General features: G+C 62.9%; 23 protein-coding genes. 5 read left to right on the plus strand and 18 right to left on the minus strand.

Going from position 1 to position 19838, the window contains the following annotated elements:
- Positions 1–330 precede the first annotated feature (330 nt).
- Positions 331–588 (plus strand): hypothetical protein, encoded by a 258-nt coding sequence (locus ACYQZ5_RS14145; RefSeq protein ID WP_379730436.1) that lies wholly within the window; start codon positions 331–333, stop codon positions 586–588.
- Complete coding sequence (locus tag ACYQZ5_RS14150) at positions 585–2198, plus strand: DUF7845 domain-containing protein (RefSeq protein ID WP_379730435.1); 1614 nt, start codon at positions 585–587, stop codon at positions 2196–2198. Before ACYQZ5_RS14145 ends, ACYQZ5_RS14150 begins: the two co-directional genes overlap by 4 nt.
- Before the next feature lie 258 nt (positions 2199–2456).
- Here ACYQZ5_RS14150 and ACYQZ5_RS14155 read toward each other — a convergent pair whose 3' ends face one another.
- The 16 genes from ACYQZ5_RS14155 to ACYQZ5_RS14230 all read right to left on the minus strand — a co-directional run bounded on the left by ACYQZ5_RS14155 (position 2457) and on the right by ACYQZ5_RS14230 (position 15444).
- The gene (locus ACYQZ5_RS14155; protein WP_379730434.1) at positions 2457–2864 is read right to left on the minus strand and encodes a hypothetical protein; all 408 of its coding nucleotides are present in this window, start codon (positions 2862–2864) and stop codon (positions 2457–2459) included.
- A gap of 265 nt (positions 2865–3129) precedes the next feature.
- Positions 3130–3402, minus strand: a complete 273-nt coding sequence (locus ACYQZ5_RS14160) for a hypothetical protein (protein ID WP_379730433.1) — start codon at positions 3400–3402, stop codon at positions 3130–3132.
- Positions 3399–3728 (minus strand): hypothetical protein, encoded by a 330-nt coding sequence (locus ACYQZ5_RS14165; protein WP_379730432.1) that lies wholly within the window; start codon positions 3726–3728, stop codon positions 3399–3401. Before ACYQZ5_RS14165 ends, ACYQZ5_RS14160 begins: the two co-directional genes overlap by 4 nt.
- A 3-nt stretch (positions 3729–3731) precedes the next feature.
- A complete protein-coding gene (locus tag ACYQZ5_RS14170; protein ID WP_379730431.1) occupies positions 3732–6743 on the minus strand; it encodes a zinc metalloprotease in 3012 nt (1003 codons plus the stop codon).
- A gap of 223 nt (positions 6744–6966) precedes the next feature.
- Positions 6967–8346: a hypothetical protein gene (locus ACYQZ5_RS14175; RefSeq protein WP_379730430.1), complete on the minus strand. Its 1380-nt coding sequence runs from the start codon at positions 8344–8346 to the stop codon at positions 6967–6969.
- Complete coding sequence (locus tag ACYQZ5_RS14180; RefSeq protein ID WP_379730429.1) at positions 8343–9149, minus strand: hypothetical protein; 807 nt, start codon at positions 9147–9149, stop codon at positions 8343–8345. The genes ACYQZ5_RS14175 and ACYQZ5_RS14180 overlap by 4 nt, the downstream gene beginning before the upstream one ends.
- Positions 9142–10890, minus strand: a complete 1749-nt coding sequence (locus ACYQZ5_RS14185) for a hypothetical protein (RefSeq protein ID WP_379818782.1) — start codon at positions 10888–10890, stop codon at positions 9142–9144. The genes ACYQZ5_RS14180 and ACYQZ5_RS14185 overlap by 8 nt, the downstream gene beginning before the upstream one ends.
- A gap of 1 nt (position 10891) precedes the next feature.
- The gene (locus ACYQZ5_RS14190; RefSeq protein ID WP_379730427.1) at positions 10892–11254 is read right to left on the minus strand and encodes a hypothetical protein; all 363 of its coding nucleotides are present in this window, start codon (positions 11252–11254) and stop codon (positions 10892–10894) included.
- A 61-nt stretch (positions 11255–11315) separates the two neighbouring features.
- The gene (locus ACYQZ5_RS14195) at positions 11316–11609 is read right to left on the minus strand and encodes a hypothetical protein (protein WP_379730426.1); all 294 of its coding nucleotides are present in this window, start codon (positions 11607–11609) and stop codon (positions 11316–11318) included.
- On the minus strand, positions 11606–11959 hold the full coding sequence (locus ACYQZ5_RS14200; protein WP_379730425.1) for a hypothetical protein: 354 nt from the start codon (positions 11957–11959) through the stop codon (positions 11606–11608). The genes ACYQZ5_RS14195 and ACYQZ5_RS14200 overlap by 4 nt, the downstream gene beginning before the upstream one ends.
- 91 nt (positions 11960–12050) lie before the next feature.
- Positions 12051–12410, minus strand: a complete 360-nt coding sequence (locus ACYQZ5_RS14205; protein WP_379730424.1) for a hypothetical protein — start codon at positions 12408–12410, stop codon at positions 12051–12053.
- Position 12411: 1 nt separating this feature from the next.
- Positions 12412–12828, minus strand: a complete 417-nt coding sequence (locus ACYQZ5_RS14210) for a hypothetical protein (RefSeq protein ID WP_379730423.1) — start codon at positions 12826–12828, stop codon at positions 12412–12414.
- Between the two features lies 1 nt (position 12829).
- Positions 12830–14635 (minus strand): hypothetical protein, encoded by a 1806-nt coding sequence (locus ACYQZ5_RS14215; protein ID WP_379730422.1) that lies wholly within the window; start codon positions 14633–14635, stop codon positions 12830–12832.
- The gene (locus ACYQZ5_RS14220) at positions 14632–14979 is read right to left on the minus strand and encodes a hypothetical protein (protein WP_379730421.1); all 348 of its coding nucleotides are present in this window, start codon (positions 14977–14979) and stop codon (positions 14632–14634) included. The genes ACYQZ5_RS14215 and ACYQZ5_RS14220 overlap by 4 nt, the downstream gene beginning before the upstream one ends.
- On the minus strand, positions 14976–15212 hold the full coding sequence (locus ACYQZ5_RS14225) for a hypothetical protein (RefSeq protein WP_379730420.1): 237 nt from the start codon (positions 15210–15212) through the stop codon (positions 14976–14978). Before ACYQZ5_RS14225 ends, ACYQZ5_RS14220 begins: the two co-directional genes overlap by 4 nt.
- The gene (locus ACYQZ5_RS14230) at positions 15205–15444 is read right to left on the minus strand and encodes a zinc-ribbon domain-containing protein (protein WP_379730419.1); all 240 of its coding nucleotides are present in this window, start codon (positions 15442–15444) and stop codon (positions 15205–15207) included. The genes ACYQZ5_RS14225 and ACYQZ5_RS14230 overlap by 8 nt, the downstream gene beginning before the upstream one ends.
- Before the next feature lie 235 nt (positions 15445–15679).
- Here ACYQZ5_RS14230 and ACYQZ5_RS14235 point away from each other — a divergent pair, with 235 nt between their 5' ends.
- Entirely contained in the window at positions 15680–15865 is a 186-nt protein-coding gene (locus tag ACYQZ5_RS14235) for a hypothetical protein (protein ID WP_379730418.1), read from the plus strand.
- A gap of 3 nt (positions 15866–15868) precedes the next feature.
- Here the strand turns inward: ACYQZ5_RS14235 and ACYQZ5_RS14240 are convergent, their stop codons facing one another.
- Both ACYQZ5_RS14240 and ACYQZ5_RS14245 read right to left on the minus strand, forming a co-directional pair.
- On the minus strand, positions 15869–16192 hold the full coding sequence (locus tag ACYQZ5_RS14240) for a hypothetical protein (protein ID WP_379730417.1): 324 nt from the start codon (positions 16190–16192) through the stop codon (positions 15869–15871).
- A gap of 72 nt (positions 16193–16264) precedes the next feature.
- On the minus strand, positions 16265–16870 hold the full coding sequence (locus ACYQZ5_RS14245; RefSeq protein ID WP_379730416.1) for a site-specific integrase: 606 nt from the start codon (positions 16868–16870) through the stop codon (positions 16265–16267).
- A 203-nt stretch (positions 16871–17073) separates the two neighbouring features.
- On the opposite strand from ACYQZ5_RS14245, the gene ACYQZ5_RS14250 reads away from it, so the two are divergent.
- Positions 17074–17331: a hypothetical protein gene (locus ACYQZ5_RS14250; RefSeq protein WP_379730415.1), complete on the plus strand. Its 258-nt coding sequence runs from the start codon at positions 17074–17076 to the stop codon at positions 17329–17331.
- Between the two features lie 50 nt (positions 17332–17381).
- Positions 17382–19628, plus strand: a complete 2247-nt coding sequence (locus ACYQZ5_RS14255; RefSeq protein WP_379730414.1) for an ATP-binding protein — start codon at positions 17382–17384, stop codon at positions 19626–19628.
- Positions 19629–19838 lie beyond the last annotated feature (210 nt).

The raw sequence follows: 19838 nt of genomic DNA on the forward strand, positions 1-19838 counted from the left end.
TCCCATACCACATCCTCCTGAGTCGGGACAATTCGACCGCTCAGGGCTCTCTATCCATCCTTCAGTCTCTGAGCCGTTGGTCTAACCAGCGCTCAGTCTGTACAAGGTGGTCCGCGTGAATCCGCACACGGGCACGCTCGGAACCGAGAAGGACTCCGAGTTCCGGTGCGGGACCTGCAAAGCGCGTTGCACCCGTAGCCCGTCCGACGGCACCGAGTACGGGCACCTGATCGGCTGCCCACACCGTCCGGACGATCTCACGATCGGATCCTCCGGAGGCGGGCACTACTACCGGCCCGATTCGGAGTCGGTCTCCGGAGGTGAGTCGGCTTGACCGAAGCCTTAGGCCCAAAGGCCGGTGAAGTCGGCATCCCCGTCGACGCCATCTGTATCGGCTGCTCCTCGAGCGGTCGCGATCGGAAGACGACGAAGCGGGTCACGCTCGACGAACTCGATGCCGAGGATCCCGATGAGATTAAGACCGGGACGTTTCGACACGTCTGCCACGAGTGTCAGACTGCGACGTTCTGGAACGTCGTCGACGTTCGTCACGACCTGCTGGACGATGATCGGGGTGGGTCGGTGTGAGCCAGCCTCGACAAGCGCCCGCGAATCACGAAGCGGACATGTTCTGGTGGTTCACCGAGAACGGTCTCTCTCCCTATCACGCGCTCTGCCAGCTCGTGCTGGCCGGTGACGGGAAGATCGAGACGCAAACCGAGATCGGCGGCCGTACCTGGGTGATCAAGATCTACTACTCCGAGAGCGGGATCGCAGCACGACCCGAGGATCCGATCGACGGACGCCTCTGGGAGCTGAACCTCCACGCCGACGGCCCCGATGAAGCGGGCGCCGACTACAACATCTCCCCGCGTTTCGACGGGATGGAGAAAGCCTCAGACGGTGAGGAAGCCAACATCCCGTGGTGCGGTGGTGACGGTGTCGACGTTCACGTCCAGGGCAGTAACCTCGGCCTCGAGGAGTACCAGTACCTCCTCGCCCAGTCGGTCCAAGCTCTCGCCGATGCAGTTGGGAGTGACTTCAGCCGTTCCTATTTCAGAAACATCCGCGACGACAGTAGCATCGTCACCTGCGAACTCTACGTCCGACTGATGCGGGAGTACAGCCGGAAGCTCACGCGCTCGGACGGCGCGTTCTACCGATTGATGCACCTGATGAACACCCGAGACAACACGACGTGGGCGTACTCGGGGAACAATGAGGATGGCGTCGCGAAGCGGCACGCCTTCGAGGTTGGCCCCTCCGCCAGCCACGAAATGATTCCCGGGAACCGTCTGGGGAAGCGTCTGAAGTGTTACCACCCGAAGCACATCCGCGAAGAGGAGAGCAGCGACGACGCGCTCTCCTCACCGAAGTTCGGGGTGGCGTTTCACAAGTCCCTGAACGACCACGACTCGGTCCGATGGGGGGATCGCGACGACCTACTCCGGGAACTTGAGGAGACAGTTCACAACGTTCTGGAGTGGTCGGGCATCCCGATCCAACCGGACGAGACCGTGTTCGTCGAAGACGACCACTTCGGGATATCCGAATCGGAACGGGATATCGCGATCATCTCTGACCCAACACCCGAACTCGAGGCCGAACAGGAGCTCTTGGTCGCTCGTACGCTGAACGATCTGATGCCGTCCTCCCAGTCTGTCCTGGAGCGACTAGCGACGGACGGCGGCCAGCCCGTTCAGCAGGTAGCCGACGAGACCGGGTACTCCATCAGCCAGATCTACCGTGCACTCGCTCAGCTGGGCGATGACGTGATCGAGAACGACAACGGGCTGATTCAACTCCAGAGCGAGAAGCTACGCCAGGAGATCGCTTCCGTCGTCGACCGGCTCGAGGAGCACGTCGTGAACGCGGGGAACCGCGTGGCGAAGCTCGCGCGTCTGGAGACACGGAGTGCCGCCGACAGCGCGTTCTCGAAGTGGATGGACAAGTACGGCGCTCGCTTTGTCAGGGACGACGGTGACGGCGACGACGGCGGCGTTCTACGCTTCGACATGGTGCTCTCCGAGATGAAGAGTCTCGACGCTCCGTACGTCGACGACATTCTTCGCGAAGGGCGTGAGGCGTGGACCTCGGCCGGTCGAGACGTATCCGAGTTCGCCCAGCTCCGCTACGAGGCTCCCGACGTACTCCACGGTCCGAACTCCCGGCGCGTGGGCTCGAAGATCACCTGGTAGCGCCGCGACTGACGAGAGGCATCACTATCCAACGGTTCTGTTCTTTATAAGTAACTCCGCGTCCCAGCGGCATATTCGTCCTTGGAGCGCTCTCGATCGTCCCGATCGATACGCTTGACCCGCCGCGACAGCGCGGTCCTCTCGCACTCGGTGCGAGGATCCCCTTAGGGAGTGTCCCTAAAAGGGACATCCAGAAAAATACCCCCGCACCGCTCAGCATCTCCAGTTGATGCACGGGAAGCGGAGGTTGTGGCTCCTTCAGGTTCCTATGATCTGTATGACTCCGACACCAACAATCAGTACCGAGAGGAAGGCAGCCAGATACTGTGCGTATCTTGGGAGAAGGTAGTTTACTCTATAGTAATCTCTGTCGTACACCATGAATGTATAGGCCCTAGCTCGTCTATTGCCTGATCTATTCCTTGTTTCGTAATCGTAGTCGCCATCTGACTCGTGGACCACCGCAGTGTCAATCCTTACCGCAGCATGGCCTCGGTGTGAAATCATATCCGGGTTCAGAGTCCCAGTTGTGCTCTCGCCTGGCTCCAATCCGAGGTTAATGCTTGCGTGCTCTTCCCCGTAGTCATCGTCTGATTCATCGAACTCTACCCGGGCAATCACTCTACCACCGATGGAAGCATCCGAGATATTCGTTGCCTCGATCACAAACTCTGGATTCTGATCTGTGAAATAGACAGACCGACGACGCTCGAGGTCGCCAGAAACACTCATCGATAGCATATCCTCACTAGCGTCGGACCTTTTCCGAAATGTAACCTCTCGACTGGCGGGCATGCAGGCTTCCTTGCCGCCTAGACAATGAATCCCCTACCTGGTTGAGTCCCTAACGGGACAGGGACAGCAAAATACACCGCACCGCCCCCCACCGCACGCAGAAATCTCCAGTTGAAGCAGATGAAACGAAGGGGGGTTAGAAACGGTCCGCGAGAGCGCCCACCTTTGCCTTGACCACGCTGATCACGACGGCCGAGATCGCGACCACGGCGAGCACGATGCGGATCTCCTCGACGCCGGTGACGAGCAACTCTCCCCAGCTCCCCAGCGACGCGACCCACATACCGATCGGGCTCCGGCCGCAGCCCCAGCGCGTACACCAGCCGAGAACGCTGTGCAAGAGCGCCCATCCGAAGAACGTGAACGCGAACACGAGCGTCACCGCGCCCTTGACGCGATCGAGGCTCATGCGCTGCCACCCGCGAGCGCGTCGACGGCCCAGCGGACGAACCGCCGACCCGGCCCGCTGCCCTGTTCGACGAGGACTCGAAACGCGTTGCCCAGATGCTCGGTGATCACGCCCGGGTTCGGGTCGATCCAGCCGAACGCTAGTGCTGCCGCGATCGCGACCAGCGTTGCCGCTGTGTACGCGACCACAGCCGCGCCCAGCGACGCCATACGCGCGCCGGCGCTCTTGGCCCGGAAGAGGTAGAACACGACCATCAGGCACGCCACGGACGCCAGCGCGCCGCCCTGAACGCCGAGCATCCGGAGCACGTCGAGCACCGCCGACATGGCTCAGTTCTCCCCCTCTCCGAGGTCCAGTTCGACCTGCGTGTCCGGCGTCGATGCCTCGGCCTGCTGGGTCTTCTGGCGCTGATAGATCACGTACGCGACGATCCCCAGCACGATCAGCACGACCAGCCCGCCGACCTCGGCGAGCACACCCTGAAGCGCGCCGAGGACCGAGCCCGGCCGGATCGCTTCGAGCGCCATGATCGACGCGATCCCGACGGTCGGGATCGTCACCCACCACGGCACGTCGGCGCTCGTCCGGGCGTTGATCTGCCAGAGCCCGAAGAACACGGCGATCGCCGCGATCACCGCGCCGACGCCGCTCGCTGCTGCGTCGCCGAGTGCGAACACGGTCGCCCGCCAGATCGAGGAGATCGTCCCCGGCGAGACGAGTTCGAGCGCGGCGACGGCGACGATCGTCGAACCGACGAGGAGCAGAGCGTTGCCCCGGATGCCCGACGCACCACCGAACCGGCGCCCGGCCCAGAACAGGCCCGCGACCGAGATCCCGACCGCCGGCACGACCAGCACCAGCGGCGCCGACGAACCTGGCGACTGCTGTTGCGGCACCACGCCGCCGACGGAGTCAGAGCGGTCACGCTGCCGGATCTCGAACGTTTGTGCGGACGTGAGCCCCGTCGAGAACTGGACCGGACTCTCCGCGCGATCGGCGTCGATCTCGCGGGACTGCGTCACCGACCAGAGGACGTAGCGGTTCCCCGCGGTCGTGTCGTGGTAGGTCACGTCGACGGAGGACGATCCCGCGACTCCCTCGTCGGAGAACCGGAAGCGCGGCGCCTCCGGGTTCTCGACGTGGACCGCGATCTCGCCGTCGACCGGCTCGACCTCGAGCGGGATCGTGCGGACGCGCGCAGTGCTCCCCTCGTTCGCGTCCGCGAAGTGGAGGAGCTGATCGCCGCCGGAGTCAACCGTGACGTAGGCGCTGTCGCCCGTCCACGTCTCTTCAGCGGCGTAGTGAACGCGATCCATCCCGGAGAGATCGAGTGCGAAGTTCTCGCTACGATTCTCGATCTCGATCTTCGTGTCGAGTTTGTCGCCGTCGACGGTCGGCTCGAGCACGTCGATCGCGCCGTTCCGGACGCCGACCTTGTAGCCCGTCGCTCGGATGTCGATCTCCGAATCCGCGGCCACGTCGCCGAGTTGGACGGTCAGATCGGTACCGTTCAGCGTGTAGTCGTTCGTCTCGTTCCACGAACCGCCGTTGCGTCGGACCTCCACCGCGTTGATCTCGACGACATGCTCGTTGAACGTCAGCGTCGACTCGGCGTCGGCCACCGCGCTCGGGAACGTGTGCGAGACGTTGAACGACTCGGTCCAGCTCGTCGCTTCCACGCTGACGCTCTTCGTCGTCCCCGCGGCGTCGTGGCTGTACTCGAAGCCGACGAGGGACTCAGGCCCGCCGGCGGAGCTATTCGTCGTGACCGTGACGTTGTTCGTCCCCTCGCGGAGCCACGCCTCGTTCGTCGCGAGCGAGATCGTCTCGTTCTTGTCGAGGACACCGTCGTGGGTGGTCTCGTAGCCGTTAACTATCACACCGGGGTCTTCCGTCTGGGTTCGCTCTTTCAGGTCAACCTCAATATCCACGGCACCGCTCGTCGCCGATACCGTCACCGTGTCGTTGCTGACCGAGAGGCTCGATAACGTGCGTGTCACGCTCTCGCTCCCCGATAGCGTCCCCGAGTAAGACGCTTCAAGCGATCCGTCGCCGTCGATGTCGAGTCCGGGATCAGTCACCTCATTCTGTACTAACTGGATATCGGCCCAGTAGCCATCGAGAGCGGTGGTTCCGACGCTTCGGGTATACGTCGAGGACGTTGAGCCGTCCCAGTCAAATGCGAGCTGGAGGTGATCGTTAGCTCCGTCGCTGTCGGAGTTGGTAGTCACGAACTCAACCGTGTAGTTCGTGCCGGCAGTAAGCTCGATATTTGAGTCGAGAGGCACCGATTGACGGCCCGACGACCACGAGGGTTCCCACCCGCTTTTGACGAGAGTTCCCTCCGCCCATGTCGAATCGGGCGTCCCTTGGCTGATGTAAATGTCGACAGATGCGGAATACCCCGATCCGTCAGTAGCGCCAATGTACGGCCGCAACTCGCTGACATTCACGTTTTGATCCGGTTGGATCATAATCCCGGCCTTGATACCGTTCCCGGTGCCGTCGTCGCCGATCACATACCGGCTCGCGTCGGTATTGCCGTCTCCTTCGCCGTTGAGCGGGTTATAAACCGGAGCCTCGGCCGGTTTGAATGTCACTTCCGGGCTGCCGCTGGCCGGGCCAGTCGGATCGAGGTTGCCGCTGATGTCGAGCGTTGCTGTGTCGCCGTCTGATAGTGTATTCGCGGAAACGTTATCCCACTCGCTGTTAGTCACGCCCGTCACATTTATCGAGAAGTCGTCGACGCCGTCCAGCGAGCTCAGTTCGTACTGGTACTGCGTCCCGTTGCCGGCGGCGTCGCCGTCCAGCTTGATCCCGCCGGTGAACGTCACGCTGTTCGACGAGAACTCCGGGACGTGGAACACGCCGACTGTGCCCTCGCGCTCGATCGGTGAGCGCCACTCCTCGCCGCTCTCATGCGTCCCGTACGCGACCTTCGGGACGAACCCGACGCCCTTCTCAAGCACGTCGAGACCGACCGCAACGTCGCGGCCCTCGTGGACCTCGTCGTCGCGCAGCACGATCGCGACCTCGTCGTTCGCGACCACGCTCGCGTTCGGCCCCAAGTGCTCGTCCGCCCGCTCGGGCGTCGTGAGCACGACCTCGAGCGATCCCGCGTGCTCGCTCGCGTAAACTGCACCCTCGAGGTCGCTCGCGCGGATGGGCAGATCCGCGCCCTCGGGCACGTCCTCGCTTATCTGCCCGCTCCCGAGCGCGACCATGCCCTCGGGTCCGTCCGCAGCGCTCACGGGCGCCGGCACGACCGCCGCGCCGAACATCGACACCACCAACAGCGACGCGATGAACGTCGCGAAAGTTCGTTCTCGGATTCTCGTCATGTTTCTCCTCCAGTGTGTGCTGAGGTGCCGCTGAACCCCACCCCCGGGGGGTGCTCCCAGTTGAAGATTAAGCCACGCGCGCGTGCGAGGCCAACTGATCCCGCGATCTCGATCGGCATATCAGACCGTGGAGAGGTCGATCTTCGACGCGACCCCCGGGTTCGATCGCTTCTTTTCGATCTTCGCGAGAAAACGCGCTCTCGCGAGATCGTCGATCGACCCGTCATAGCCCCACCGCCTCGAAGTCGAAGTCGATGGAGACCTCCGCGTCGAGGCGGGCTCCGCGCTTGATGTTCGGCCAGTTGATCGAGGCGTAGTTCGAGTCGTTCCACACCATGGCCTCGCCCTTGCCCATATCCCGTGTGTAGCGACTCGTCGGGATGGGGCAGGTCTTGTCGCCGGGCAGCGTCTTCCCGATCGGCGGCGTCATGCCGTTCATCGTGATCCACCAGCGCTGCTTGGCGCGGAAGAAGTGGCTCACCTCCGAGAGCGCGTGCGAGTACGAGTAGACGCTCACACCCTTCTTCCGGGCGTCAGCGAAGTCCTTCGCGAAGTTCCGGACCTTCTGGTACTCTTCGTGCTCGTCCTTCTGCGCGTCCGGATCGAAGATGTTCCCCGCCTCGTCGAACATCAGCGAGGTCCAGTGCGTGAACAGGTCCGACTTGATCCGCCCCTGCACGAACGCGAACCACCACTGGTCCGCCGGCGTCGGCGACGACGGTCCTTCCTCGCCGACCGGCGTCACGCGCCCGGGCGGGTGGTACGCGAACCTGCTCACGTCCTCGCACCCGCGATGGAGCGGGTCCGGGAACACGACGTAGAACTGTCCCTCGATCAGCTGACCGAGGAGATCGAGCGGCGACGAGTACCGGATCACGTCCCGGCAGATGTCCTCGAGGCCGACCACGAACGACGAGACCTCGGGCGAGTTCGGGACGATTCGGACCTCCACCGGGATTCCCTCCGGCACCGCGATCGTCGCCCACGGTGCGAGCGGCAGCCACTCAGCGCGGTCGTTGGTCCCGCTGTCGTCCATCGTGTCCGCCAGCAGCACCGTCTCGTTGTTGACGCCCTGAAGCACCGAGGCGGTGAAGTCCATCAGCGTCGACTTCCCCGAGCCGGGTTTCCCGTACGCGAGGTAGTCGGAGCCGCCAGCGGTCCACGCGTCGATCGTCCGGCGACCCTGAGCCTTCGGCGCTACCCGGTGCCCATCGTCGTCGGCGATCCACTCCAGCACCTTCGCCCGTGGTCGGGGGAAGTCCTCGAGCGCCTCGTGGCTCGGGTACGGCTCGTCCGGGTCGAAGTCGACCTCGCCGACCAGCTGCTCGACGAGCTCGATCTCGCGCTCTCGCATGTGGACCAGCGGCGTGACCCATGCCGAGGGATACGTTGCGACGTTCTTTCCGCGCTTCTCGTTCAGCGCGAGGTACTTGTGGAACGGCGCGATCCCGAGCGACTTGTACATGTCCTGCCCGTCGTTGTGGTTGGGCAGCGTCGGATCTCCGCGTGCCTGAGCGGACTTGTCGTGCGTGTCGAAGACCTGCGACATCTGCTGCCGGATCTCCGACTCGGTCTGAACCTCGGTGCGTAGTGATTTGCTCATGAAGTGGGGTAGGTAGCTGGGCTGTGGTCGGTCGTCTCTCCGCCGGAGACAGCCTCTCCGGCGCGGTCAGCAAGCTCTGCGATCGCGAGGTTGAACGGCCCGAGCAGCTCGCTCGCGATGAACGTCTCCCGGAAGAACCGCGGGGCGCCGTCGTCGTACCGGCGCTCGATGAACATCTCTCGAAGCGGCTGCTCGCGCCAGAAGTCCGCTGCGAGGTCCTCGTCGATCTCGCCGAACGACGCTTGGATCGCGGTCGGGACCCACGTCTCGACCACGTCGTCCAGCGAGCCGAAGCCCTCGAGGCCGCGGTCGATCACCCACTCCTGGCGCTCGGCCGCCTCGGTGATCGCGGGTCGCATCGCCGGATCGCTCTGGACCTCCGGGTCCACCCGCATCGGGCTGTCCTCGTCGTGGTCGTGGGTGCGCTCCACCGTCGACCACCGGATCGAGCGCAGCGCCGACCGGCACGCCGGGATCAGGTCCTCGCTCGCGAGGACGGTTCTGTACTCGCGGGCGTGCTCGGGCTCGAGCGCAGTGTCGCCCTCGTCAACCCATCGGAACCGCTGGTCGGTGACGATGTGCGTCGAGAGCTCCGAGCCGGACATGAGCCGCTCGAGGTGCCACTCTCGATCGAGGTAGCCGAGCGTCAGCACCGACGCCTCGTGGCACCAGCGGAGGAGGTCCTCGCGGCTCTCGAAGCCCGCCAGCCATGACCGGATCAGGTCGCGCTGGTCACGCGAGAGCGTCTCCAGCGCCGCCCTCGTGGCGTCGGCACCGAACTCCGGCGGCGAGAGATCAGTCATCGCTCGCCGCCTCCGTGCGCGCCTGCTGGGCGCTGTCTTGGGTCAGTTCGGAGTCGAGGTCCTCCGGCACGTCGCCGTTGAGTTCCTCCATGACCTGCTCGAACCGGGAGAGCTCCGACTCCTCGGTCTGGCGCTTGTGCTCGGCGGCGTTCTTGCCCATCTCCTCGTGGTACTTCTGCCGGAAGTAGTCCCGATCAGCGACCTCGTCGAATTCCTCTTTCGCGTCGACGAGTGCGACCAGCACACTCCCGTACGAGGCCGGTGCGAGGTGCCACTCGGCGAACCCCTTCACGGGCTGGCCGGCGTACATCGCCGCCGGGATCGCTGAGACGAGCAGGCCGATCGCCGAGCTCGCGACCAGCAGGCCGCCGAGGAGCCAGCCGGCCGCGAGAATCCCGGCCGCCGGGATCAGTCGCTCCCACGCGACCGCGGTGAGCTGATCGACGATCTGGTCCACGGCCCCCGCATCCGGGTCTGTCTCCGGTGGCTCGTAGAGGTGCGAGAGCGACCAGCCCTCCCGCTTGACCGTCGTCGGGTCCGACTCGAACGGGTCCGCGAAGTAGATCGTGTCGTAGCTCCCTCGGCCCGGGAACCGGAGGCTCGGATCCTCGGTTCGCTCCTCGCCCCCGCAGAACAGGGAGAGCTCCGGGATCGCTCCTCGAGCCCGCGCGAGGTAGGGCGTGATCCCGTCGACCACGAGCCCGCGGACGCCGTCGACCTCCGCGACCTCGTAGGACTCGACCCTGACCGGGATGTCCCCCGACCCGTCCTCGTGGGCCTGCGGCGAGGTCATGTCGACGTGGACGACGCCGACGCTCTCCGTGTCGTCACCCCACCAGTTGATCGCCGCGATCGTCGCGAACAGCGCGACCAACGGGATGAGAATCCACGGCGCCTCAGCGACCGTCGAGAGCACCTGCTGGTAGCCCAGCACGAACGTCAGGAAACCGATCGGGAACGCCCCCGCGATGTAGAGCCAGATCGGGTAGCCCGGCCCTTTCCCGGCGCGTTCGTGCAGCCGGTGGGCCAGCTTCATGAGCGCAAGCGTGAGCACCAGCATGAGCAGCACGAAGCCGAGTCCCCAGAGTGCGAGGTCGCTGCGCGTGTCGATCGAGACCGGCTGCGCGAGCACTGAGGTCTTGATGTTGAACCGCCATGTCGCGTCCCCGTCTGGGCCGGAGACGAACATCGTCACGCGCTCGAGCTCGTCGTAGCTGGTCAGCAGGTCGATCGACTCCCGGTCGTACCCGCCCGAGAGCGTCACGCTCGTCTCCTCGACCGTCTGGTTCACCGCCGCCGGCTCGTACCGGACGTTCCCCTCCTCGTCCTCGACGCGGACCTGACCCTTCTGCCAGTACACCAGCTCCACGTCGAGTTCAGTCGTCGTGTCCCAGCCGAGGAACCCGCCGAGGTAGACCTCGTCGCGCTTGACGGTCGTCCCGCTGCTCAGGTAGTTGTACGTCGCCGGGTTCCCGGCCGAGGAGCCGAGTCCCGTCAGAGCGTACCGAAGCCACAGCTGGCCGTCGCCGTATCGACGAACCGAGGGTGGTGCGGTCTCAGACCCACGGACGCCCCGGTCCCGAAGCTCTTCAAGCGTGTAGGGGCCGGTCTCTACTGTCGTGTTCGCGGTCGTGTTGGCCGTCTCGTTCTCTTGGGCGGTGACAGTCGGCGCTCCCGCAGCGACCGCGAGAAGCGCGAGCAGCGCCACGACGGCGACCACACCGCGGGAGCGTCCCCGCATGTCAGTTCCTCACCGCCGTTGTGATCCCGAGCACTGCGACCACGATCATCGTCCCGCCGACGACGCCGATCTCGAGCCAACCGCCGAAGCCGGCGATCGCGAGGAACCCGAGCACGGCCTGTCCGACGCCCGCGGGCGAGGTCGCGACCACGTCGCCCACGGTGCCGATCAGCCCCGTGAACTCAGAGACCGCGACGACGATGCTGAACACCGCCGCCGAGAGCACGCCCACGACCGTCTCCGTGGTCCTCGAGGTCGCTTTCGGAGCGTCCTCGGTAGATCGGTAGTTGATCACCCACAGCGCGACCACTGACAGCAGGCCGCCCAGGGCCGCCACGACGGCGAGCGTCGAGAGGGGGATCATCGTCGATCGACCTCCCCCCGCATGCGGGGTGTCTGTTCGTCGTTCATCTGTTCGGAATCCGTCATGAGTTTGAGTTCCGTCGTTCGTTGAGGTTCTTCGCTATCCGATACAGCCCGTACACGGCCGTCACGAGGGCGATAGCCGTCGAGAGGCTCGAGAAGAGCCCGACCGGCAGCCACGCCACGTTCGGCGCCGCCGCCGCCAGCCTCGCCGTGACCATGTAGATCAGCCCGCTCTGGTTCAGGAAGAAGTCGAGCGCGAGCATGAGCGCGCCTCCGCCGTTGATCAGCAGATCCGCGCCCGCTGCGAACACTCCCCCGATCCCGAGAGCGAGCCCGCCGTCGCGCTTGCTCATGTGATGATCACCACCAGTCGGTAGGTCGCGTACAGCAGCGCTGCCGTGATCGCCGCCACCGCGGCGAAGATCAGTGCCGAGACCAACGGGGCGAAAACCCCGGCCGACTCCGCGATCCCGCCTATCGCACTGATCGGCGTGTCGACAGCGACCGAGACGAACATGTCCCCGATCTTCCCCAGCTGCGAAGCGATCTCCGAGCCGCCGCCGAGGAGCACTCCGCGAATCGTCGAGATGACGTTGATCCCGGAGCCCACGACCGCTGAGACCAGTCCGAGAATCCCGCCGACGAAGATCGACAGCACGACGCCGCGAATGTACCCGTCCGGGTCGTTCGCGAACTTCTCCATCGCGGAGCCTCCGTTGGAGGAGCTCCCACTCGAACCGTCTCCGGAGGTGCTCCCGCTCGATCCGCCGCTCATCGTGTTGAGCGAGGAATCACTAGACAAAGCGAGACACCCCCCAGAGGATCAGGGACAGCGATAGCACGGTCACGAGCACTGCCATCGGGAACGCCAGCAGTCCCCACGATGTGATCGCCGTTCTGCCCGTCTCGATCGCAGCCTCTACCTCGCCCGCTCCGGCCTCGAACGGGGCGCTCAGCAGCTTCGCGTACCACGACCCGTAGCCCGAGATCACGCCGTTGATCCCGGTCACGATCAGATCGATGAAGGACGCGTACATCCACCCGAGGAGGGTGACGAACGTGCCGACGATCCCGGCCGCGAGGCCCTTCCGTCCGGTCCAGACGATAGAGCCCCCCTCGATGTACTGGTCCGGGTCGGTGTCGGCGCCGCTCATGTTACTCGTCCTCGTCGGAGAACACCGAGAGCGGGTTGATCTCCGTGTTCGTGATCCACCAGAGGAAGATGCTCATCCCACCGACCGAGACCAGCACCGCGACCGGGAACGCGAACGGCCCCAGCAACGACGCTGTACCCGTAGCCAACGACTCGGCGGAAGTCTCCGCGCCCGCGTCAGTGATGATCACCGGCGCGCCGATCGTCCCTCCGATGTAGTCAGCGATCGATCCCGTGAACGCGCCGATCGGCTCGAAGATCGTCGACTGGAGGTTCAGGATGAAGCTCGCGATCGCGATCCCGAGCGCCGAGAGCGACGAGCCGATCACCGCGCCCTGCGCGTAGCCACCGACGCCTTGCTCCTCGACGCCAGTAGTCCCGTCTTCGACCGCGTCTTGGGCAGTGTAGTCGTCGGCCATCCTACTGCCCCTGACCCGAGCCTCGGGCCTTCCAGATGCCCAGCGTGCCGACCACGCCGGTCAGAGCAGCCACGATCCAGCCGATCGGATCGCTCATGAACCCGCCGCTGTTGTTCGACATCGGTGCAGCACCGCCGCCGCCGGAGCCGGACGAGACCGCCATCTCGGTGACGATCCCCTCGTCCTCGGTCACGACCGCGTGGATGCCGATCTGGTCGCCCGCGCTAGCATTCTGCGAGATCGTCACCTCGGCCTCCATCTCGGCGTCTTGGAAGTGATTGGTGACATCAGTCCACGATACTTCATCGAGATTGTCCAGCGTCGGTAGCGAGGAGAGGTCGTGTGCGTACTCGACGGTCTGATAGGCGCTCTCCGGGTGCCGGACCTCGCCCACCAGCGTCCCCGCCTTGACTACGTCTACGTCGTACAGGCCTCCGGGAACCTCGAGCCCGCCAGCCATCTTGAAGCGATGGGAGTAGGTACCGCGCTCGACCGGCTCGATCGCCGCGTCCCAGTTACTCGCGGGCGACTCGTCTGCGCGGACCTGCGTCTTGTACTCGAGGTTCCGGATCGTCGCGTCGCTGAACTGCTCGGTCAGCGTCGAGAGCGACGTGATCCACGACATCCCCGTCGGCTCGACGAGTGTCTCCGTGACCACCGTCTCCTCCGCGGAGTCGTACACTTCGCGCTCGCCGAAGGTCCACTCCGTGTCGAGTTCGAGGTTCAGGCCGTGGATCGTCAGGTCCGCGTTGGCTTCGGAGATCTCGATCACGATCTCCTCGAGCGTGTCGAGGTTCGTCCCGCCGGACAGCTTCCCGAGCTCGACTTGGTAGACGATCCCTTGACCCTGTGTGGTCGCGATCGTCGACTCTGCCGCGGAGTCGGCCGCCGAGTCGATCGTCGTGACGACCGACGCACCGCCGGCGTCGACGGCCTTCACGTTGACCACTGCGCTGGCCTCGAGCGTGTTCACGTCCAGGACCAACTGGAGCATCTTCCGCTGCTCGCCGGAGTCGATCGTGAAGTTCGAGAACGTCGCCGAGGCCACATCGCCGCTCGTCTGACTCGAGGTCGAGACCGTGAGCGCGTCTTCGGCGTCGCCGACGGTGATCGAGCCGGCAGTGCTCGAGGCGTCGGTCGTCCACTCTTGGGCGTCGAGCGCGGAGACGGGCTCTTCCTCGCCGTCGGCGTTGGTCCGCGTCACGTCTCGCGGGAACGCGGTGTACTCGCTTGTGTCGATCTCGCTAGGGTGGAAGCCCACAGGGTTGTGGGTCTCGTCGTCCGCCTCCGGCGGCTCGGCGAGGACGGCCCCGAACTCCTCGGTGAACGACTTGATGTTCCCGTCGTTGTCGACGTAGTCGAGCTCGCCCATGTCGGCCACGTCGTGCTCGGTCACGCGGAACTGCGCGCCCGTGAGCCGCGGCTGGGGCGTGTACTCGCTGTCGAAGTTGGGAACGAGGTCCTGCTGTTCGGTCTCGGACTGGGCGGCTGCCGTACCGGCCGTCGCTGCGGTCGCGGCGGCGGCGCCGACGCCGGCGAGGAACGCTCGCCGACCCATCGGCGTGTCCGAGATCGCCGGGAACGCGAAGGTGACACTCCCCGGGTGCGCGAAGTGTGCGGCCCCCAAGAACGCGTCTCGGTAGGTCGTAGTCGATGCTGTCTCGTCAGTAGTGTCTTCGGTCATGAACTCAGAATGGACGTTTCCGCCGTCCTCGGCGCGGTTGTCGTGCGTTTCTCGGAGTCCGTCGACGTAGGCGCGGAACCTCTCGCTGAGGTCGATCCCCGTCGGCGACCAGCTCGGCGTCACGCTGCGGCCCCCGCTGGGTCAGCGCTGTCGTCGACGCCGGCGCCGCGCCGAACTCGGTACTCGACCGCGAGGATCGCGAGGATCGAGACGATCACGGCGACGCCGACGCTCGCGACTAGCGCGAGATCGAGCGTCCAGTACGGCCCGAAAAACCCGTAGTCGTAGTAGGTCGTTCCCCAGCCCGCGCCGTCCGGGTTCTGATAGACGCTACCGTTCGGTTCCTCGTAGAACTCCCCACCCGCCAGCGCGATTTGGAACAGCACCGACTGGGCGATCAACGGCAGCCCCGCCGCCGCTACCAACTGGCGCGCCGACGCTCGAGGTCGGAGTCGATCCCGGATCATGCCAGCCCCACGATGAACTCGGCGCCGTAGTACGCGATCACGAGCATCGAGATCGAGAGCAGCATCGCGACCACGATGATCAGCGAACGGGCGAACTGCCAGAGGAGTCGGTTGAACTCCTCCATCGCGTCCGCTGCTGATCCGAGCCGCTCTCCTGCCTCGAGATCGACCCCACCCTCCGGCTCTGGGAGATCCTGCTCGCTCTGTGTTGCCGGGAGGTCGCCCTCACTCATACTGGATCAGGTCCTCGTCGACGCCGACCTCTTGCAGCGCGTCGGTGAGCGCCTCCGAGGTCTCCTCTGACACCCCTCGGATCACGACGCCGGGCTCTCCGGCGTCGGGCTCGCGCGCTCCGCATCGCGGGCAGAAGATCGAGTCGTCAGGAATCTCGATCCCGCAGGCTGAGCAGGTCGTCGAGGACGGCGCGATCCGGTCCGCGATCCGCTTCCGGACCGTCCTCACCATCGCCGCCTCCGGCGCTCCCAGCGCTGTGGGTCGTGCCTTTTCTCCGCCGTGTCGGGCTCTGTCTCAGAGCCCCGAGTGTCGTCGTCCATACTTGTCGTCGGCCGAGCCGCTCGGCCGATACTCGCGAATGGCAACGACAGCGCCTAAATCGCAGAAAATTGGGGGGAATCTAATAGACTTTATGAGAATCTGTTCGGTTCTCCCGTTTTATGATAGACCACGAGAGTCGAGACGTATGGGCATCGAGGAACGATTCGCGGACTGCCGGACCGCACAGGAAACCAAGGGCAGCGTGACGGTCACGATCCCCAGTCCGCTCGCCGAGGAGTGGGAGATCGAGCAGGGAGACCAGATACCGTTCTACGCGGAGGAGGGCGACGACACGGCCGAGATTCGCCGTCCCGGGAAGCGCGACGACTGAGTTCTAGAGAATATTCTCATAGAAGACACTGAAAGCAGCTATCCCAGAAGCAACTGTGATGCACATAAGGGCCGCAATAAGCCCGAAAAACACAATATAAACCCTGAGCGGTGAGCCACCAAACCCGGACGCGAACGGCGTTATCGAGAATATTGCAGCGAGGCCCATGAAGGATACTGAACCTAACACCAGAACAATCCCCAAATTGAGTGATTCTATTTCGAACAGTTCCCTCAGATTGGAGAACGCTACGAGAAGTAGAGCAAGCGCAGGCAGTGATAGAGCGATGAGACGGAGTAGATCGCCGTATGATGCCGGGTCGGCCATGTCAAACGGTCGGAGATGGTATTGTTTAGGCTTTACCCTGAGAGGCCGAAAACGATCGAACCCACGCCTGTACTACGCGAACCCCGCCTCCTCGAACGCCTCGTTCACGACGCTCGGCGTCGGCGCGTTCAGGTAGGGCTCGATCGCTTGGAACGAGTCCCAGCCGCCCACCTGCATGACCACGCGAGGGTTCATCTGTCGATCGACGAGGAGCCGCTGCGCGAAGCGCCGGCGGAGATCGTGGCTCGAGACGTAGCGGAAGTCGCCGTCGCCGGTGGCCTCGGCCGCGCGCTCGGCCGTGCGTTTGACCACCGCCCGGACGCCCCGCTCGGAGAGATCGACGAGCTGCTCGTGGCGGCCGATGTCCTCGGCGGTCTGGTAGCGGTGGATGTCGCCCTCCACGTCGCGCGGGAGGTAGGCGTCCCGGGGCTTCCCACCGCCGCCGGTCGTGTCCTTCCCCTCCGGAACGCGGAGCCGGAAGTGGTCGCCGTCCTCGGTCCGCTTGACGTGCTTCGGGCAGATTTGGGGAATCTCGAACGCCCGGAGGCCGACGTAGCCGCCGAGTTGAACGATCAGGTCGTCGCGATGGCTCGAGGCCGCGCGGCGGAGCTCCTCCAGCTCGTCGTCGGTGAGCCAGCACTTGTACTGATCCGGCTTGTTGGTGGCCTCCAATCGCATAGAGCCTTGTAGAAGAAGATCGCACATAATGGGTGAGAACCGACCGGGTTTCGGCCGTGATCGGGGCGGGTTTGCGGGGGGTCGCTTCCGACTTGTGCAAGAAGTAGGTTGAGTCAGTCCGATAGACTGTCCCCACTAATTTCGTTGACCGTTGAACTAACCGTGATTTTTATGATCGGGACGAGCCCAATTGCCCAATATCAATGAGGGCTGGCGAATTTTTCAGGGAGAAGTTCGGGGTCCTCTTTTGGCGTAGTTCAGAACGCCGAGAAGACCTATCTAAATCGAAAGCCCTCGAAATCACCGAGTCTGATCTAAGCAGGTGCCAAAAAGAGACGAGGTACCTACGGGCGGAAATCGACTGTAGCGACGACGAGATGGTCGAGAAACGCGTCCACTCTCTAAGAAACCAGATCCAGAGCATAGACGACACGCTCGAGTCTATCGAAAAGGAATACTAACAGAGGATATATTACGGAAGAAGGTATTCCATCAGACAACATCTTCTTCCATGAGTCAGCTTCCTTCGTTTATCGATCGTCAGGAAGAGCTACGGACTGTATTTGACGGAATCGAATCTTCTAGTGGGTCTTTCTACTCCATAGTCGGGCCTAGTGGTCACGGGAAAACACGCTTTCTCGAAGAAATCAGACAGCAGTACGCGGATGAAGACGACGTCTTCGTCCTCGATTTCCAGTTCAACAGCGGGCTAACTAGTATCAAACAGTTCGGGGCAGAATTCCAAGAACGGTGGAAAGAAGAAGTTCCGTCGGGAAAGACGAAGAGGGCCAAACAGGCCCTTCACCGGGTAATTCGTTCTAAGTACACGGACCCCGCCATCGACCTACTCTCTGCCGGAGGCGGCGCAGTCGTACCCGGACTTAGCACTCTCTCAGTGGGTAAGCACCTCCTCCCCGAAGAAGATTCAGACTCTAACGTCCCACTGTACGGAGAAATCTTGACCGACTTCCTCGGGGAATTCTCTAACCTAAACCCCGACTGCACGCTCTTGGTCCTCCTAGATCACTACGATCGAGTCGAAGCTAGGCAAGAGGAGTTCGACCGCCTCTTCAAAAGTCTCTCAAGAGACCTTCCGGAGAACGTCGTCTTCTGTGTTGGCTCTCAACGAAGATTGGCTACAGAGCACGACATCCCGATCACTACAGTCGAACTAGGTGAATTCGACACGGAGGAAACTGAAGCGTACCTATCGGAAGCAGGACTCGACCCATCGGAGGAAGAAATCTCAGAAGTCGTAGAAGTCACCAAAGGTAATCCTTACTACCTGAATCGGTTTGCCTCGATAGCTGTCGAAAGTAGCGTCGAGTCCGCACTCAACGACCTCCCAGAGTCTCAGATTCACAGCTACCTCGAGAGTGAATTCCTGAACGAACTCGCCGAGGACCAAGAACGATTACTTCGAAACATCTGTGCTCTGTCGGAATTCCGTCGAGATATTGTCTCAAAACTTATTGGGGAGGATACAACGAAAACGAGGAGAGAACTACAGAGCCTCTACCGCGAATCGGTGCTCGAGAAGATCGGCCACCACTCGTATCCGGTCTACAAACCACACGATCTGCTGCACGATTATCTCAGGAACTCTATATCTGAAGAACGTCTCGCAGAACAACACAGGGAGTGTGCCACAATATACGCGAACGACGTGACTGAAAGCCCTCTAATCGACGTTCTGGAGGATTTTCTGTGGGACTTTGTTCTGGGAAGCAACCCTAATTCCGAGGCAGTCGAAGAGTTTGCACGTACCACGGGGGATCGGTTCGCTACCGGTGTAATGGTTGACTTACACCTTGACCAAGTACCAACCAAGGAGTCGAAAGAACAGCAACTGGTGAATTTACTCCAAGATCCAGCTGTAAACGAAGACGAAGCGGAAACTAGTCTATCGCTCTACTACAGTGGGCAGGAGGACGTAGACTGGTCAGATGTCACCGAACGAGCGAACGGCGACGATCAGAGTTCAAAGCCTGTCGAAGAAATTCTGGAGACCGAGACAGACAAACCGCCGGAGAAGACCCTAGTAACCGAAGTCGCGAGAGCCGTCACCCTCGCGGGATCGTTGGAGGACCACAACAAGGACGACAAGATCGAGAAGACGTTCGAAGAGATCACCGAGACGATTCGCAGACTAACGACCAACCAAGACATCCATCTCGTAGCGGGCCTCGGGTACCTCATCTCGAAACTCGCAGAAGCGATGTTTTATGACAGCATCGGCGAGACGAACAAGGAAGACACAGCCCGAAACGAGGCGAAACAGTTCATCCAAGACTTCTACGGGCTTAGCCAAGACGACTATATATTCTGTAAAAACCTGCTGAAGACCCTAGACTATCACCTCCAGAACCCCGATCTCGATATCTCTGTTGACCCCGAGTCGGACCTCGAACAGGCCATCGAAACCCGAGGAGTCTACGGAGGAGCACAATCCGGGTTCCGGAGCATGATCGTTGAGTTAGCCTCAGATCTGAACCAAGCCCGGCAAGACAACGATCCCCTCATCCAAGACAGGCAAACCCTGAAAGACGCCAGTCGTGAAGCGGCGATCTACTTCGCGAACGAGGATCACGACGTAATCGCCGCGGTGATTCGCGATCTTGGAAACCTCGTCGAGTACGCACTCAGCTCTGACGGCGTGGCGTCTAAGGACGACATTGATTACGCCTTTGAGGACACGGAGTTCGCCGACCAACTCGATCACGTCTTCTCGACCGTGGAGTGGCACAGCGAAGAGTAACTGGCTTTGCCCACCAGTGATCTCTGCACGAAGAGCCGTCGTCTCAGAGGCTATTGGTCGTTTGCTGGGTCTTCCGCTGATACTTTCCACTGCTTGCCACCCTCAAGGGCTGTCCGAATGCTCTCGGCATCAAATCCTCCGCGCCATTCGGAACCATTCGGAACTGCAGGGGTTCCACTTATGGAGTGTTCCGTTGTCTAATCTGAGTAG

Source organism: Halolamina salina, from assembly GCF_054653455.1.

Excerpts from the sequence above, each read along its gene's own strand:
- ACYQZ5_RS14235 (WP_379730418.1), top strand. The coding sequence starts at position 15,680 with ATGGGCATCGAGGAACGATTCGCGGACTGCCGGACCGCACAGGAAACC.
- ACYQZ5_RS14190 (WP_379730427.1), bottom strand. The coding sequence starts at position 11,254 with ATGATCCCCCTCTCGACGCTCGCCGTCGTGGCGGCCCTGGGCGGCCTG.
- ACYQZ5_RS14170 (WP_379730431.1), bottom strand. The coding sequence starts at position 6,743 with ATGACGAGAATCCGAGAACGAACTTTCGCGACGTTCATCGCGTCGCTG.
- ACYQZ5_RS14255 (WP_379730414.1), top strand. The coding sequence starts at position 17,382 with ATGAGTCAGCTTCCTTCGTTTATCGATCGTCAGGAAGAGCTACGGACT.
- ACYQZ5_RS14245 (WP_379730416.1), bottom strand. The coding sequence starts at position 16,870 with ATGCGATTGGAGGCCACCAACAAGCCGGATCAGTACAAGTGCTGGCTC.
- ACYQZ5_RS14165 (WP_379730432.1), bottom strand. The coding sequence starts at position 3,728 with ATGTCGGCGGTGCTCGACGTGCTCCGGATGCTCGGCGTTCAGGGCGGC.
- ACYQZ5_RS14220 (WP_379730421.1), bottom strand. The coding sequence starts at position 14,979 with ATGATCCGGGATCGACTCCGACCTCGAGCGTCGGCGCGCCAGTTGGTA.
- ACYQZ5_RS14250 (WP_379730415.1), top strand. The coding sequence starts at position 17,074 with ATGAGGGCTGGCGAATTTTTCAGGGAGAAGTTCGGGGTCCTCTTTTGG.
- ACYQZ5_RS14185 (WP_379818782.1), bottom strand. The coding sequence starts at position 10,890 with ATGCGGGGACGCTCCCGCGGTGTGGTCGCCGTCGTGGCGCTGCTCGCG.
- ACYQZ5_RS14205 (WP_379730424.1), bottom strand. The coding sequence starts at position 12,410 with ATGAGCGGCGCCGACACCGACCCGGACCAGTACATCGAGGGGGGCTCT.
- ACYQZ5_RS14175 (WP_379730430.1), bottom strand. The coding sequence starts at position 8,346 with ATGAGCAAATCACTACGCACCGAGGTTCAGACCGAGTCGGAGATCCGG.
- ACYQZ5_RS14230 (WP_379730419.1), bottom strand. The coding sequence starts at position 15,444 with ATGGTGAGGACGGTCCGGAAGCGGATCGCGGACCGGATCGCGCCGTCC.
- ACYQZ5_RS14180 (WP_379730429.1), bottom strand. The coding sequence starts at position 9,149 with ATGACTGATCTCTCGCCGCCGGAGTTCGGTGCCGACGCCACGAGGGCG.
- ACYQZ5_RS14195 (WP_379730426.1), bottom strand. The coding sequence starts at position 11,609 with ATGAGCAAGCGCGACGGCGGGCTCGCTCTCGGGATCGGGGGAGTGTTC.
- ACYQZ5_RS14240 (WP_379730417.1), bottom strand. The coding sequence starts at position 16,192 with ATGGCCGACCCGGCATCATACGGCGATCTACTCCGTCTCATCGCTCTA.
- ACYQZ5_RS14225 (WP_379730420.1), bottom strand. The coding sequence starts at position 15,212 with ATGAGTGAGGGCGACCTCCCGGCAACACAGAGCGAGCAGGATCTCCCA.
- ACYQZ5_RS14160 (WP_379730433.1), bottom strand. The coding sequence starts at position 3,402 with ATGAGCCTCGATCGCGTCAAGGGCGCGGTGACGCTCGTGTTCGCGTTC.
- ACYQZ5_RS14210 (WP_379730423.1), bottom strand. The coding sequence starts at position 12,828 with ATGGCCGACGACTACACTGCCCAAGACGCGGTCGAAGACGGGACTACT.
- ACYQZ5_RS14200 (WP_379730425.1), bottom strand. The coding sequence starts at position 11,959 with ATGGAGAAGTTCGCGAACGACCCGGACGGGTACATTCGCGGCGTCGTG.